This is a genomic window from Butyricicoccus faecihominis (genome assembly GCF_014648015.1).
Taxonomy (GTDB): Bacteria; Bacillota; Clostridia; order Oscillospirales; family Butyricicoccaceae; genus Agathobaculum; species Agathobaculum butyriciproducens.
Window position 1 is genome coordinate 58,985 of the sequence record NZ_BMQH01000014.1, and the last position, 14,793, is coordinate 73,777.

At 53.1% G+C, this 14,793-nt stretch carries 12 protein-coding genes, 2 pseudogenes and 1 riboswitch; of the genes and pseudogenes, 8 read left to right on the forward strand and 6 right to left on the reverse strand.

Annotated features, from left to right (window positions below; translation table 11 throughout):
• Positions 1–126: 126 nt before the first annotated feature.
• Positions 127–1,536, reverse strand: a complete 1,410-nt coding sequence (locus tag IEY11_RS12805; RefSeq protein ID WP_118361188.1) for an MFS transporter — start codon at positions 1,534–1,536, stop codon at positions 127–129.
• Positions 1,537–1,835: 299 nt separating this feature from the next.
• Between IEY11_RS12805 and IEY11_RS12810 the strand changes: the two genes are divergently transcribed.
• On the forward strand, positions 1,836–2,672 hold the full coding sequence (locus tag IEY11_RS12810) for a MurR/RpiR family transcriptional regulator (RefSeq protein WP_188886749.1): 837 nt from the start codon (positions 1,836–1,838) through the stop codon (positions 2,670–2,672).
• A gap of 385 nt (positions 2,673–3,057) precedes the next feature.
• Here IEY11_RS12810 and IEY11_RS12815 read toward each other — a convergent pair whose 3' ends face one another.
• From IEY11_RS12815 to IEY11_RS12830, 5 genes and pseudogenes are all read right to left on the reverse strand, one after another.
• Complete coding sequence (locus IEY11_RS12815) at positions 3,058–3,216, reverse strand: helix-turn-helix domain-containing protein (RefSeq protein ID WP_118730040.1); 159 nt, start codon at positions 3,214–3,216, stop codon at positions 3,058–3,060.
• A gap of 148 nt (positions 3,217–3,364) precedes the next feature.
• Positions 3,365–3,901 (reverse strand): hypothetical protein, encoded by a 537-nt coding sequence (locus tag IEY11_RS12820; RefSeq protein ID WP_188886750.1) that lies wholly within the window; start codon positions 3,899–3,901, stop codon positions 3,365–3,367.
• A 62-nt stretch (positions 3,902–3,963) separates the two neighbouring features.
• Positions 3,964–4,401 (reverse strand): annotated as a pseudogene (locus IEY11_RS12825) (IS256 family transposase); the annotation flags it as partial.
• Between the two features lie 21 nt (positions 4,402–4,422).
• Positions 4,423–4,641, reverse strand: a pseudogene (locus IEY11_RS15320) (transposase); the annotation flags it as partial.
• Positions 4,642–5,141: 500 nt separating this feature from the next.
• Positions 5,142–5,232, reverse strand: a riboswitch (cyclic di-GMP riboswitch).
• Positions 5,233–5,434: 202 nt separating this feature from the next.
• Positions 5,435–6,274, reverse strand: a complete 840-nt coding sequence (locus IEY11_RS12830) for a helix-turn-helix domain-containing protein (RefSeq protein ID WP_188886751.1) — start codon at positions 6,272–6,274, stop codon at positions 5,435–5,437.
• A gap of 303 nt (positions 6,275–6,577) precedes the next feature.
• Here IEY11_RS12830 and IEY11_RS12835 point away from each other — a divergent pair, with 303 nt between their 5' ends.
• The 7 genes from IEY11_RS12835 to IEY11_RS12865 all read left to right on the forward strand — a co-directional run bounded on the left by IEY11_RS12835 (position 6,578) and on the right by IEY11_RS12865 (position 14,728).
• Positions 6,578–8,173 carry a solute:sodium symporter family transporter gene (locus IEY11_RS12835; protein ID WP_188886752.1) on the forward strand — a complete coding sequence of 532 codons (1,596 nt, stop codon included), beginning with the start codon at positions 6,578–6,580 and terminating at the stop codon, positions 8,171–8,173.
• Positions 8,174–8,281: 108 nt separating this feature from the next.
• Positions 8,282–9,412, forward strand: a complete 1,131-nt coding sequence (locus IEY11_RS12840) for a Gfo/Idh/MocA family protein (protein WP_117489171.1) — start codon at positions 8,282–8,284, stop codon at positions 9,410–9,412.
• 15 nt (positions 9,413–9,427) lie between these two features.
• On the forward strand, positions 9,428–10,318 hold the full coding sequence (gene iolE, locus IEY11_RS12845) for a myo-inosose-2 dehydratase (RefSeq protein WP_188886753.1): 891 nt from the start codon (positions 9,428–9,430) through the stop codon (positions 10,316–10,318).
• Positions 10,319–10,333: 15 nt separating this feature from the next.
• Positions 10,334–11,341 carry a Gfo/Idh/MocA family oxidoreductase gene (locus IEY11_RS12850; RefSeq protein ID WP_188886754.1) on the forward strand — a complete coding sequence of 336 codons (1,008 nt, stop codon included), beginning with the start codon at positions 10,334–10,336 and terminating at the stop codon, positions 11,339–11,341.
• 207 nt (positions 11,342–11,548) lie between these two features.
• Complete coding sequence (locus tag IEY11_RS12855; protein WP_118286022.1) at positions 11,549–12,544, forward strand: Gfo/Idh/MocA family oxidoreductase; 996 nt, start codon at positions 11,549–11,551, stop codon at positions 12,542–12,544.
• Between the two features lie 126 nt (positions 12,545–12,670).
• On the forward strand, positions 12,671–13,666 hold the full coding sequence (locus IEY11_RS12860) for a sugar ABC transporter substrate-binding protein (RefSeq protein ID WP_118480705.1): 996 nt from the start codon (positions 12,671–12,673) through the stop codon (positions 13,664–13,666).
• 210 nt (positions 13,667–13,876) lie between these two features.
• The gene (locus IEY11_RS12865; RefSeq protein WP_188886755.1) at positions 13,877–14,728 is read left to right on the forward strand and encodes a sulfide/dihydroorotate dehydrogenase-like FAD/NAD-binding protein; all 852 of its coding nucleotides are present in this window, start codon (positions 13,877–13,879) and stop codon (positions 14,726–14,728) included.
• Positions 14,729–14,793: the final 65 nt, after the last annotated feature.

Below are 14,793 nucleotides of genomic sequence, written 5' to 3' on the forward strand. Positions count from 1 at the left end.
GATATTTGCAGAATTTTATTTGCGGTAGAATATGGGGGCAGCCGGCAGGAATGCTTGACTCCGCCGGCTGTTCCATATAAGGGAAGAAAAAGATGATGCGTAAAAATGAGGGAGTGCGGGGGAAAATCAGGCGTTTGCGGTCGCCTTTGCTGCTTCGGCAGCTTCGCGCTGCTTCATTTCGGTGATAATGCGCGGATAGATCTTATCGAGCTTGTAGAAGATCAGCAGAACGCCGATGCCGCCCCAAGCGATGATGTTGCCGATGATGTAGATGGCGATGAGCATCTGAGACTGTGCGGCATTGATGGTTGCGGTGCCGGCGAAGCCTACAAGGCTCATCAGGGCGCCGAAGATCGCGCTCGTCATGCCGGAGCCGAACTTCTGGCCGGCGGTGGTTGCGGAAACCATCAGGCCCTGTACGCGGATGCCGCTCTTCCATGCACCGTATTCGATAACGTCAGCCAGCATGGAGTATTTTACGCCGCGGAAGCAGCCCTTGCCGATGCCGCGCATAACGCAGGCGAACAGCGCAAGATTGAGGGCGCTCGGGTTGATGAACAGGGAAACCGTGCCGATAACGGCGACGATTGCGCCGATGAGAGCGACATTGCGCTTGCCGAACTTAGCGATGAACGGGGAGAGGACAAGAACGGTGACGATCTGCGGAATGGATTCGAAGGATGCGAGTGCGCCGAGCAGGTCGCGGTTGCCGAGGATGTACTGCGCGTAATAAGCGTTGCAGGTGCCGGTAACTGCCTCATAGAAGGACAGGAACACAGCGAGCATGAAGAACATGATGAAGTACTTGTTGGTGACGCAGAGCTTGATGCCCATCCAGAGCGGAACGTTCTTGCCGTCCTTGGTCTTGGTCTCTTCCTTGACGCGCTCGTGACAGTTCTTGAAGCAGATGAACAGCATGATGATGGAAACGATGGCGTAGAGGATGGAAACCTCGATCCATGCCTGCTGGGTGTCACCCAGACGGGTAACCAGCGGGAAGGTAATGGCGGTGATGACCATGTTGCCGAGGGCGGACATACCGGTACGGAACAGGTTGACAACGGCGCGCTGGTCGGTGTCGCGGGTCATCAGGGTAGCCAGCGTTGCATACGGAAGGTTGAGTGCGGTGTAGACAACAGTGGTGCAGAAGTTATAGGTGATGAAAACGTAAATGCCCTTGACGATCGGGGTTGCGGGCGGAACGGTGAACAGCAGGATGGCTGCGATGCCGTACGGAATCATCATCCAGAGAATCCATGCACGGGATTTGCCGTGCTTGGAATGCGTGCGGTCAACCAGGTGACCGATAAGTACGTCGGAAATACCATCGAAGAAACGGGAGAACAGCATGATGGTACCGATCATAGCCGCCGAGATACCGACTACGTTGGTGTAGAAGTAAATCAGCAGCGAGGTGGTCAGGGCGTAGACAACGTTGCAGGCAACATCGCCGAGGCCGTAGGAGAACTTTTCCTTGAGATGGATCTTCTCAAATTCCTTATCACCCGCGAAAGTCGGGTTGCTGGATTTGCCCATGGTTTTGCTCAGTCCTTTTTTATTTTTCTTTTACCAGTTGCAGCGATACAGACCGTCCGGTGCGCCGGGCGCATCGGGAGTGGGTCTGCCTTTGAGACGTTGTCCGGACTCGTCTCTCGCTATACCCTTTCAGTGGAAGTCCGTTCCACCGAACATCTACAAGTATAGCACTGAGCGGAATAAAATTCAATAAATCATATTGTAAAAAGAACAATATTCAATTTTGTGCATTCTTCACAAGGTCGATGTTTTGTGATACAATGAAATTACTATATGATGCGGAAGTGCAGGGTGATTGCATGGACAAGAACGTTTATGCCGCAATTCAGTCGCAGTATTCGACTTTATCCAAGGTTGGAAAGCGGATTGCGGACTATATCTTAGCCGATCCGGTACATATTACCTCGATCAGCATTCAGCAGATGGCGGCCGAGCTTGACATCGCGGAGTCGAGTATTATTCGATTCTGCAAGATCGTCGGCTGCGCGGGCTTCAGCGAGGTAAAGCTGCTGCTGGCGAAATATTCTCCAAAGTCGGTGCGCACGATTTTTGAAGATCTGTCCGAAACCGATAGTATTTCGACCATTTCGGAGAATGTGTTCGGCCGGAATATCGACACGCTCGAGCGGGCGCTCCAGCTGCTTGATTTCGAGAAAATCGAGCAGGCGGTGGGGGTGCTCAACCGGGCGGAGAATATCCTCATCCTCGGCGTCGGCGCGTCCGGCACCATCGCGGAGGACTTCTACATCCGCCTCATGCGCATCGGCATCCGCGCGGTTTCGCTGACCGATTCGCACCTGATGCAGATTCAGGCGAGCCAATGCGGCCCGGATACGGCGGTCATCGCCATCTCGCATACCGGCAAGACGCGCGAAATCGTGTCGGCCGTGCGTACCGCGAAGGAGTGCGGCGCGCCGACCATCGGCATCACCGGCTATCCGGATACGCCGCTCAAAGAGGTCAGCGACATCTGCCTTGAGCTGTATTCGCCCGAGCAGCTTTTCGTGTCGCCGCGCGTGGCGCAGTTCTCCCTCATCGACACGCTTTATGTCAGCCTCGCTATCCGCCGCAAGGACAGCGTCGTACAGAATATTGAACGCATGAATGAAGTGCTCCTGCCATTTCGCATTGATTGATCATTTTTGATCCTGTGTGTGGAATTTGATGCTTGAAAGATATATTGCATCATTGCATCTGTATCGTATATGTGCTGTGCTCGGATCAAAGAGATTATGCTAACGATCTAGCATTGTTTCAGTCAATGCTGTCCTTGTATCATGTTCCCGTTTGATTATTGCGATTAACTGCGCCGATAAAGCAGCGCCAATCTCGCGATATAGCACATCTCTGACGGCAGCTCAGATTGCCAATCGGGAACATCAGCGAAAATATATCAGCCAAACTCTTCATCTTCCACAGGATCAAATTATATTCTACAGCGCGAAAGAAAACCTTATCTGGATGTGTTGATGCGGAAAATATACGGCTACATGACCCAATAGGTATGTTTACAAATTCACCTCAAAAAAACTCCATAATCCCCGCCCTCAGCACCCTCCACTCCCGGCCAACCTTTACGGCCGGGAGTTCTTCATTTGCGATCATCTTGCGCACCTGCTGGCGCGTGGTCTTGAGCAGGGTTGCGGTTTCTTTTACGGTCAGGATTTCATCGTTCGGCATAGAAAACCTCCATCAACATAGGTGAAAACGCATTTCACTTTAATTCATGTATGCTTATTCTAATGTTGGCGATCAAACGTCAAATCATGCTGTCTAAGCAGACTCAAGCACCCTGAAACAAGCCTTTATCCGAACCATTTCCAGTACGTTAACTCGATGAATGCTTATTGGCGCCTTTGAATCTTTCATTGGAATTTGAATATTGGCCGAACTTAACCGCACTGTAGTGGAGGATAGGAAAGGATTTCTTGAAAATATCCAAACGATCTTGAACATCCGCCTTGCGGTCATAATACAGATTGCAGGTCAAATCACACCTCGACAGCTTAAACCCTTTGAGCCGCCGGTCAATGCCGATTTTATCAAGGATATTTCGCAGACGGTGCTTTATCTGCTGAACAGACTCTTTGTCAGCCTGAAATAATGCAGTCGGTTCATAGGTACTGGCGAGCGGAGAAGACGGGTTGACAATCAGTATCAGCCAGCACGGGTGCGAAACAGACTGACCAAGCTGTATCTCAACGCCGATATCCTTGAACTGCGGCATCTGGTAATACGATGAAAGCTCTGATTTCTCTTTGCCGGTACAAATGCACTCGTTTTGTTCGATAATATTCTGGATTTCGGAATATTTGCATTGTAATTTCAGCGAAAAGATGTGGATGTCGTACTCATTCGTAATCATATGCTGTTCCTCCGTTTCTGTGCGCATACCGTGCAGCGTTTACAGGTTTTCACCTCATGCTGCAGCATTTTGAAAAGGCTGTCATCGGTCGGAAACACGGATTTCGACTTGGTTACCTTCCTGAGCTGACGGTTGAAGCCTTCGATCGTGTTGGTCGTATAGATCAGCCGCCGAAGTGCTTGAGGAAACTTAAAATAGGTACTGAGATTTGCCCAGTTATCCCTCCACGACTGAGAAATTTTGGGGTATTTCTTGTCCCAGTGTTCTGCGAACGTGTCTAACGCGTCCAAAGCAGCCGGTTCATCTACCGCTGCGTAGACTGCTTTCAAGTCAGCCATAAGTGCCTTCAAATCCTTGTAGGAGACATATTTGCTGGAATTTCGAAGCTGATGGATGATGCAGTTCTGGATTTCCGTCTTGGGATAGACCGCCTCGATCGCCGCAGAAAAACCGGTCAAATTATCCGTACAGGCAATGAAAATATCCTCGATGTCCTGGCTGATGCTGGTCTGATTTTTCCTCAGCACCTTGGGGTCAAATTCGCTCTTGCGATCCCGCGGCACAGATACCTCTACATCGCCAAAACTGGTGCGCAGGGTTTTGCTGCTGTGCCCATTCCGGCCGTTATCCGTGTCCTTGTTCTTGTAGTCATACCGGTTGTAGCCCAGCTGATCGTCCAGCTCGGCCTCCAGACCGTTTTCCATGAACTCGGTGTTAGGTTTAAGTCTAGTCTGCCACATAGCCTCGATTGCGGTAATCTCTCCGGCACGCCATCGGGAAACAACCCGCTCGTAGTTGTCCGACAGCGGTATCGGCTTGCGTCCGGTGTACTGGCTCTTTGTCTTGGCAATGGCGATACCCTCGCGCTGGCGCTGGAGGATGTACTCGCGTTCGAGTTCTGCGACCGCCGCAAACGCCACAGTCGGCGCCATTGTCAGAAACAAACACAATGATACTATTGTCGATAACAATCATTTTTTCATAACTTTCCCTCCTCATTTTATCTGTCTTAACGGCTTCAAATTTAAATAAAAAAACGCTTTCAAGACATGGTTACCCATGACTTAAAAGCGTTTTGATATCTTTTTTGAACAGCACAAAAGGGCAGAGTTTTACTTGCTCTGCTCTGCTCTGCCGTCAGTGTATTGCACCGCAAATCGGCTTGTCAAGTTCTTTTTCACGGCGTACACCTCCTTCTGCCTAATAAAGCGCAGAAGAGGTTAACAGCGTCTTCGTTGATGCTTGCAACCGGCTGTCATTGCGGCTTTTGCCGCCTTAGACCCTTCCGGCTTTGCGTCCCCCATCTTTTGATGGGTTTGCCTATCTCTCAGGCACCGTGTATGTACCTGATTTTTGATTGCTATACCATAATCTGTATAAGCGCACAACTGGTCTGCTATACAATACGTGTCATAAAAACGACATTTCGTGCAGCAATCTGATGAATATCACCGTTCGGATAGCACAGCTGCGCTTGCCTGTCTGTACACGCGACCGTTCAATCCGGTGGACGCAGTACGGAGAGTGTGCTTTTTATTTCCACTGGGTGCGGTACTGATGCGGGGTAATGCCGGTGCTCTTACGGAAGGCCATAATGAAGTGCGAAGCACTGGAGAATCCGCAGTTATCTGCGATGGTCTCAATACTCTGCGAGGTGGTGAGCAGCTGCTGCTTTGCGGCGCTCAGACGCACAGTCTGCAAAAACTGATGCGGTGTTGCCGACTGGTATTCCTTAAACTTACGCATATAGTAGCAGGTGCTGAGCGCAGCGCGCTGCGACAGGTGCTCGATGGAAAGCGACTTATCCGCGTAATTGTACGTCATATAGTCGGCCGAGTCCTGAATGGCGATCTCGAGATCGCTTTTTTTCTTTTCTCCGAGCACGAGCACGAGCAGAACGAGCAGCTTGTTGATCGTCAGGGAAATAATATGCGGATTGGGCTGGTTCTGGTGCACCGAGACCATGATGCGGCGGACACATTCCTCAATCTCGGCATTGCTTCCGGTGGGCAGGATGAACCCATGCGTATTGAGAATAAGATGTGTATAGGCCGTGCTGCCGTTGCCTGCAAAGTGGAACCAGCGCATGCGGATCGGTGTGAGGGCGTGATAGCTGTGCGGCTCTCTGCAGTCAAGCAGGATCAGGCTGCCGGGACCGGCGGTGCGTGTTTCACCGCGGTAGGTGACCGACAGTTCGCCTTCATCTACAATAAGCATCTGGCAGATATCCAGATAATTACGCTGCATACCGTATGTTTCGTCGCAATGGTAGCTGCCTGCGTGCGGAACATGGTACAGGTTAGTCGCGGTGAAGGCATCTGCATCGTGGTAATAGCGGACAGAATCTGCCAGAATACCCATATCGTTAAGCATAATTGGTGTCAACTCCTTTTTTGTACCATATCATGGTATGGAAATGCTGTCATTCGCTTTTCTTATACAATTATATCAAAAAATAATACTGATAAAAAGTATAAAATTTTGATATTTTATTATTATCCTGTGTAGTGATGAATGTGAGAATTTGATATATGATAGGTACAACGAAAGGGAAACGGACAAAAACACAAAAAATAGTTTCTTTTGAGTTAAAAAGACGAAGGGAAAAGAAAAAATAAGAATAGGAAATTCTACAATATAATAGAATTTTCTTATTCGAAAGAGGGGTTGAAACATTTGATTATCATTTTAACATTCATCGCCTTCACCGGTCTTGTAGCCTTGATCTCATGGTACAAGACCAAGGAGGAGAACCTGTCCACCAAGGAAGGCTACTTCCTTGCAGGACGCGGACTGACCGGTCTGGTCATCGCCGGTTCACTGGAAATGACCAACCTGTCCACCGAACAGCTGGTCGGACAGGCCGGACAAAGCTACTCGACCAATATGGGTGCCATGAGCTGGTCGGTAAACGCAAGTATCGCGCTGCTGGCGCTGGCACTGATCTTCCTGCCGAAGTATCTGAAAGCCGGCATCACCACCATTCCGGAATTTCTGGAGGTTCGATTTGACCGCACCACCAAGCAGATCATCTCGTTCCTGTTCCTGCTCGGCTACATGCTTACTTACCTGCCGACCGTACTGTACTCCGGTGCGCTGGCCTTCAACCAGATTTTCCATCTGGATCAGCTGTTTGGCATCACCTCTTATCAGAGTATTGCGATCCTGTGTGTTGCAATCGGCGTTATCGGTTCCATCTACGCAATCTTCGGCGGCCTGAAGGCAGTTGCGGTATCTGATACCGTAAACGGCGTGGGCCTGCTGATCGGCGGTCTGCTGATTCCGATCCTGTCCATCTGCATCCTCGGCAACGGCAGCTTCCTTGCCGGCATTCAGGACTTTATCACCAATGTTCCGGCGGAGAAGTTCAACGCGGTCAATCCGGCGAACGCCCTGCCTCCGATGATTCCGTGGCCGGTTCTGTTCCTCGGCATGCTGTTCAACAACCTGTTCTACTGGTGCACCAACCAGTCCATCATCCAGCGCACGCTGGCTGCCAAGAATCTGGCACAGGCACAGAGAGGTGCTGTATTCACCGCATTCCTCAAGCTGCTGGATCCGTTCTTCATCACCATCTGCGGTCTGCTGGCTTACCGCTTCTTCGGAGACGGCCTGGCAAACAGCGACCTGGCATACCCGTCTCTGATCACCACGGTTGTTCCGAACTGGCTGCTCGGCATCATTGCAGCGGTTCTGTTCGGTGCGATCCTGTCGTCCTTTAACTCGGCACTGAACAGCTGTGTAACGCTTTACACGCTGGACTTCCACCGTCCGCTGTTCAACCAGACTGCAAGCGACGCACATCTGGTAAGCGTAGGCAAGCGCGTTGGCACCGGTCTTGCAATCGTATCCATCTGCGTAGCGCCGTTCGTCAGCAATGCACCGTCCGGTCTGTATGACTTCCTGCAGGAGTGCTTCGGCTTCTACTCCATGCCGATCCTCGCGATCGTGCTGGTAGGCTTCTACACCAAGCGCGTTCCGGCCTGCGCACCGAAAATTACGCTGGTCGTACACGTCATCCTGTACTCGATCTCCAAGTTCCTGCCGCTGAATGTGCATTACCTGTATGTTCTTTCGGTACTGTTCCCGGTAGATCTGGCACTGATGCTGCTCATCGGCAAGCTCAAGCCCCGTGCTACCGACTTCATCCTCGAGGATTCCAAGGCTGTTGACCTGACCCCGTGGAAGTACGTAAAACCCGCAGCGCTGACCTGCTTCATCCTGATGCTTTGCGTCTACGCGCTGTTCTCTCCGATCGGTCTGGCTCGATAATGAGCCGGACCCCGGAAACCATTCATCTATTCACATTGTAAGAAACGCACAAGGCGTTTTCGATAAAATCCAACAAAGGTATTGAGATTTTTTGAGGAGGAAAAACTTATGAGCAAGGAAATTAAAATCGGTCTGATCGGCGCCGGCTGGATGGGCAAGGCCCACACCACCGCATTCCACAATGCACGCATGATCTTCGGCGATGATATGCCGGTATTTGAGCTGGTAAGCGACGTCAGCGAGGACGCAGTAGCAAAGTTCGCGAAGAACATGGGCTACAACCGCTACACCACCAACTGGATGGACGTTGTCACCGATCCCGAAATCGATCTGGTTGACGTTGCGACCCCGAACTGCATGCACTACGAGATGGCAAAGGCTGCTCTCGAGCACGGCAAGCATGTTTTCTGCGAGAAGCCGCTGTCGCTGTCTGCTGAGCAGTCCCGCGAGCTGGCTGATCTGGCTAAGGAAAAGGGCGTAGTCAACTACTGCGGTTTCTCCAACATCATGAACCCGGCAAACCAGTACGTTGCAGAGCTGGTTAAGTCCGGCAAGCTGGGCAAGATCATGCGCGTACACGCTACTTACGATCAGGATATGCTGCTCGATCCGTCCATTCCGATTGCATGGCGTCACATCAACAAGCTGGCAGGCTCCGGTGCACTGGGCGATCTGTGCAGCCATTTGCTGAGCGTTTCCCAGATGATCATGGGCGACATGAGCGAGGTGCTCGGCGTGCAGTCCATCGTTATTCCGGAGCGTCCGGTCAAGGCAGGCAGCACCGAGATGGGCAAGGTCGAGAACGATGACCTCATCACCTTCCTCGTCAAGTACGAGAACGGTGCCATCGGCGACTTCTCGTCCTCCCGTGTGGCAACCGGCCGCAAGAACTACTTCTACTACGAGATTCAGGGCACGGAAGGTTCCGTGGTATACGATCTGGAGCGTATGTGCGAGGTTCAGGTTTACTTCAAGGCTGATGCCGACAAGGACAACGGCCGTGACTGTGGCTTCCGCACCGTACTGCTCAACCCGCAGCACGAGGGCTTCAAGTACTTCCAGCCGGCAGGCGGCATCGCGATCGCCTTCGACGACATGAAGACCCTGCAGGCTCACGCACTCATGCAGGCTATGCACGGCGGCGAGTACATCTGCGACTTCGAGATGGGCGCCAAGGTTGACGGTATTATCAACGCAGTTCTCAAGTCCGTTAAGTCGGGCACCTGGGAAAAATGCTGAGGGAGGTAGCAAATCATGTTCAATAACGTAAAACTCGGCATTGCGCCGATTGGCTGGACGAATGACGATATGCCGCAGCTCGGCGGCGAGCTGACCTTCGAGCAGATGGTTTCCGAAGCGGCTCTGGCAGGCTTTCAGGGCACCGAGGTCGGCGGCAAGTTCCCGACCGACCCGGCCGTACTGAACAAGGCGCTCGACCTGCGCGGCATCAAGATTGCATCCCAGTGGTTCTCGAGCTTCCTGTGCTCGACCCCCTACGAGGAGAACGAAAAGGCATTCATCCAGCAGCTTGATTTCCTCGAGGCTGTCGGTGCAAGCCGCATCAACGTATGCGAGCTGACCCGCTGCCTGTTCGCAGAGGAGTGCTCGATGTTCGGCAGCAACAAGCCGATCGCCACCGACGAAGAGTGGGATAAGCTGTGCGACGGCCTGAACAAGCTGGGCAAGATTGCTGCTGACCGCGGCTTCAAGCTGTGCTTCCATCACCATATGGCAACGGTTGTTCAGACCTTTGAGGAAACCAAGCGCCTGATGGACAACACCGATCCGCGTTACGTTTACCTCTGTTTCGATACCGGCCACTTCACCTTCTCCAAGGAGGACGCCGTCAAGGCAGCCAAGGAGTTTGGCCCGCGCATCGGCCACGTTCACCTCAAGGACATTCGTCCGGACATGATGGAAAAGGCATATGCTGAGGGCTTCAAGTTCCGCAAGGCGGTTCTGGAAGGCTGCTTCACCATTCCGGGTGACGGCTGCGTAGACTATCCGGGCGTATTCAAGGCGCTGCATGACGCACATTACGAGGGCTGGTTCATCGTTGAAGCCGAGCAGGACCCGGCAAAGGCAAATCCGCTCGAGTATGCCAAGATGGCACGCGAGTATATCAAGAAAACCGCAGGTATCTGATAAGGAGGATTACAAATGGAGAAGATTCGTTTCGGTATCGTTGGCATCGGTATGATGGGCAGAATGCACGCCACCAGCCTGCAGCGTAATCCTCACGCAGAGGTTGTAGCGGTTTGCGCCCGCACCGAGAGCAAGGTCAAGGCGTTTCAGGAGGAATTCGGCGTACCGTATGGCTACACCAATGTAGACGAGCTGGTAAACAATCCCGAGGTTGACGCAATCGTTGTTGCAACCGGCGCAGATGCTCACAAGGCACCGTGTCTGGCAGCCTGCAAGGCCAAGAAGCATATCTTCTGCGAGAAGCCGCTGGCTAAGACCCTTGAGGACTGCGAGGAGATTGAGAAGGCCGTAGCCGAGAACGGCAGCAAGTGCTTTACGGTCGGCTTCATGCGCCGCTTTGATCCGTCCTACGCAGAGGCGAAGGAGAAGATCCGCGCCGGCGCGATCGGCAAGCCGATTCTGTTCAAAGGCGTATCGCTCGACCCGTCCAGCGTGCTCGAGGCACATCTGGAAGGCGTCAAGAAGGGCATTTACGTTCCGTGGTTTATCGAGATGGGCAGCCACGACACCGACCTTGCACGTTGGTTCCTTGAGGGCGATCCGGTCGATTCCTTTGCAACCGGCGATGCTTATGTCTGCACCGGTCTGGCGGATTACAACGACTACGACAACGGTTTCTCACTGACCAGGTTCGATAACAACACCACCGCTTACATTCAGGTAGGCCGCACCGCAACCTGCAGCCATGTTGAGAGCGAAATCGTCGGCACCAAGGGCACGCTGCGTGTCAACTCGGTACCGCGCAAGAACTACCTCTCGCAGTTCACTGAGAACGGCTTCGTAGAAGAGTGCCAGGAGAGCTTCCTTGCTCGCTGGGGCGAGGCGTTCCAGGCGGAGATCGACGACTTCGTTGACTGTGTACGCACCGGCCGCAAGCCGGAGACCACCGCACACGACGGCACGATGAGCCTGAAGTTCTGTCTGCAGCTGCATCAGGCATATCTGGACGGCAAGAAGAAGTAAATTACAACCGCTTTTTATGGCAATACCGCATAATTGGACAAGAGCGATTTGCGAGTAAATTTTGCGCACTGATAAGGCGCGGTTTTGCAGCAATACTGACGTATTGCAAGAAATCGCAACGCAATCAGGGGACAAAATTTCCGCAAAGCGCCGCAGCTTTAAGTGTGCGGTGTTGCCTTAGATAAAGGAAAAAAGGAGATTCACATCATGAGCAAGAAGGAACTCGCTATTGGCGTACTGGGCGCAGGCGGCAACATTGGTCACACCCATTCTCAGAACATTGCAACCTATGTAGACGGCGCTCGTTTGGCTGCTGTTTACGATCTGAACACCGAGCGTGCCGAGGAGGTCGCTAAGACCTACGGCGCAAAGGTAATGGCAAGCGCAGAGGAGCTGATCGCTTCTCCCGAAATCGACGCTGTTGTTATCGCATCCTGGGATGGCACCCACGCTGATCTGGCGGTAAAGTGCATCCAGGCCGGCAAGCCGGTATTCTGCGAGAAGCCGCTGGCTACCACCCTTGAGGACGCGAAGAAGGTTGTAGAGGCGGAGAAGGCTTCCGGCAAGCGCCTGCTGCAGATCGGCTTCATGCGTCGCTTTGACCCGGACTACATCAAGATGAAGAAGATCCTCGACTCCGGCGAGCTGGGTGCTCCGCTGATGGCGCACTGCATCAGCCGTACCCGCAGCCATCCGAAGAACCACACCACCGAGCAGCACATTACCAACATTGCCATCCACGAGATCGACATCTGCCGCTGGCTGCTGGGTGAGAACCTGAACGAAGTTGCTGTTCGCTTCCCCCGCGCTACCTGCTTCGCAGAAGGCACCTGCCAGGACCCGCAGCTGGTACTTATGCAGTCTGACTCCGGCGTACTGATCGACGTTGAGGTTTCCGGCAACAGCTACTATGGCTACGAGATCCTGTGCGAACTGGTCTGCGAGAAGGGCACCATCCGCCTGCCGGTAGCGGCAGAGCCGATCGTCCGCTCCTACCTGCAGTGCGGCCAGGCCATCCCGGAGGACTGGACCAACCGTTTCGTAGTTGCTTATCAGGAAGAGCTGCAGCACTGGGTAGATTACCTGCAGGGCAAGACCGACGTTCCGGGCCCGGGTGCTGAGGACGGCTACGAGGCATGCAAGATCTCCGACGCACTGATCAAGGCACAGACCACCGGTCAGTGGGAAAAGGTAGAGGCATAATTCCCTGCGAATGGTATACAGCAGGGGCGGGAATAGGTGTGAAACCGCCCCTGTTGATATAAAGAAGGTCATATTACCCGGTAATATGATTCCAATAGACAACTTGTCTAACAGGAGGAAAGAAAGATGAAGAGAAGCAACCTTTTTAAGCGTTCCGCAGCGATGCTGCTGGCAGGACTGATGGCAGTTTCCATGAGTGCATGCGGCGGCAGCAGCGCATCCGGCAATGACTCCGGCGATTCCCAGGCAAGCAGCAGCGGCGACACCCATAAGCTGAGCGTAGTGCTCAAGACCACCTCTTCCGAATACTGGAGCTACGTTATCGCAGGCATCGAGCAGGCGGAAAAGGATCTCGGCAACGTAGAGGTTGACGTACGCGGTGCAAACAGCGATACCGACTTCGACGGTCAGCTGAACATGGTAGAGACCATTGTAAACGCAGATATGTGCGAGGCGATCGCTATCGCACCGCTGCAGGCAGACCAGATCGCAAATGCACTGACCGGCGTCAAGATCCCGGTGCTGGCGATCGACACCAATTTTGATCAGGCGGAAACCTTTATCGGCACGGCGCATGAGGACGCTGCTTACGAGGGCGGCAAGTATGTAGCCGAGAAGATCGGTAAGGGCGGAAAGGTTGTTATTCTGGCGAATATCCAGGGCGAGTCCACCTCTGAGGCTCGTGTAGCTGGTTACAAGAAGGCACTTGAAGAAGGCGGCTGCGAGATTATCTCCACGCAGTACACCGACGGCGTAGGCGACAAGGCTGTTACCGTAACCGATGGCGTTCTCCAGTCCTTCGCGGACATCGATGCGATCGTATGCTGCGCAGACGATGTTGCGCTCGGCGCATCCCGTGCCATCAAGCAGGCAGGCCGTGACGGCGACGGCATCATTGTATGCGGCTTCGACGGCATCTCCTCCGGCGTACAGGCAGTTGTTGACGGCGAAATCTCCTGCACCGTTGCACAGGACCCGTACAACATGGGCTACCAGTGCGTTAAGAGCCTGCTCGACGTTGTAGAAGGCGAAAAGCTGGATGACTTCATCGATACCGGCTGTAAGGTCATTACTCCGGACAATGCACAGGAGTATCTGGACAAGCTGAAGAGCCTGGTATAAGCATCATTTTCTGATCCCTTATCTCACTCTCGCGCTTGGGAAAACGCTCCAATGTTCTTCCCATTCTTCATGTCATTAAGATATACTCTCTAATATTTTTATTCTCTCTCTTTTAACTAACCCATAAGTTTTCTTCTCATATTGCTGGAAAAGCCGCTTATGCGGCTTTTCCTATACCCCGATTCGGTTTGGCGAAAGGATATTTGACCAATGTATCAGATTTTGAAAAAGCAAACGCTGAACGCAAACACCAAGCTGATGGTGATCGAGGCACCGCACGTTGCCCGCAAGGCAGAGCCGGGTCAGTTCATCATCCTGCGTGTCAGCGCAGAAGGCGAGCGTATTCCGCTCACGATCGCAGATTTTGACCGCGAAAAGGGTTCCGTCACGATCATTTTCCAGGAGGTCGGCGCAACGACGATGGCGCTCGGCGCGCTGAACGAGGGCGACTGCCTGCATGATTTTGTCGGTCCGCTCGGCAAGGCGAGCGAGCTTGAGGGACTCAAGAAGGTCGCTGTTGTCGGCGGCGGTCTGGGCTGTGCGATCGCATATCCGCAGGCAAAGAAGCTGCACGAAATGGGCGCTGAGGTTGACCTGGTCGCCGGTTTCCGCAACAAGGATATCATCATCCTCGAGGACGAGATGAAGAACGCCTGCACCAACCTGCACATCGTGACCGATGACGGCTCGAACGGCCGCAAGGCACTGGTTACGCAGGTGCTCAAGGAGCTGATCGATGCGGGCAACCAGTACGATGCTGTTATCGCGATTGGCCCGATGATCATGATGAAGTTTGTCTGCGAGACCACTCGTCCGTACGGCATCAAGACCATCGTTTCCATGAACACCATCATGGTTGACGGTACCGGCATGTGCGGCGGCTGCCGTCTTACCGTTGGCGGCGAGACCAAGTTCGCATGCGTTGACGGCCCGGATTTCGACGGTCACCTCGTTGATTTTGACAGTGCAATGCGCCGCGGTGCCATGTACAAGGCACAGGAGCGCGCGGCGGTAGAGCGCCGCGAGGAGCATTGCAATCTGTTCAAGAAGGAGGTCAAGTAATCATGCCGAATATGAATCCGAACAAGTGCCCGATGCCCGAGCAGGCGCCGGACGTCCGCAATAAG

Bases quoted from the DNA above. Each gene is read 5' to 3' on its own strand.
- IEY11_RS12805 (WP_118361188.1), bottom strand. From the start codon at position 1,536: ATGGGCAAATCCAGCAACCCGACTTTCGCGGGTGATAAGGAATTTGAG.
- IEY11_RS12810 (WP_188886749.1), top strand. From the start codon at position 1,836: ATGGACAAGAACGTTTATGCCGCAATTCAGTCGCAGTATTCGACTTTA.
- IEY11_RS12815 (WP_118730040.1), bottom strand. From the start codon at position 3,216: ATGCCGAACGATGAAATCCTGACCGTAAAAGAAACCGCAACCCTGCTC.
- IEY11_RS12820 (WP_188886750.1), bottom strand. From the start codon at position 3,901: ATGATTACGAATGAGTACGACATCCACATCTTTTCGCTGAAATTACAA.
- IEY11_RS12830 (WP_188886751.1), bottom strand. From the start codon at position 6,274: ATGCTTAACGATATGGGTATTCTGGCAGATTCTGTCCGCTATTACCAC.
- IEY11_RS12840 (WP_117489171.1), top strand. From the start codon at position 8,282: ATGAGCAAGGAAATTAAAATCGGTCTGATCGGCGCCGGCTGGATGGGC.
- iolE (WP_188886753.1), top strand. From the start codon at position 9,428: ATGTTCAATAACGTAAAACTCGGCATTGCGCCGATTGGCTGGACGAAT.
- IEY11_RS12850 (WP_188886754.1), top strand. From the start codon at position 10,334: ATGGAGAAGATTCGTTTCGGTATCGTTGGCATCGGTATGATGGGCAGA.
- IEY11_RS12855 (WP_118286022.1), top strand. From the start codon at position 11,549: ATGAGCAAGAAGGAACTCGCTATTGGCGTACTGGGCGCAGGCGGCAAC.
- IEY11_RS12860 (WP_118480705.1), top strand. From the start codon at position 12,671: ATGAAGAGAAGCAACCTTTTTAAGCGTTCCGCAGCGATGCTGCTGGCA.
- IEY11_RS12865 (WP_188886755.1), top strand. From the start codon at position 13,877: ATGTATCAGATTTTGAAAAAGCAAACGCTGAACGCAAACACCAAGCTG.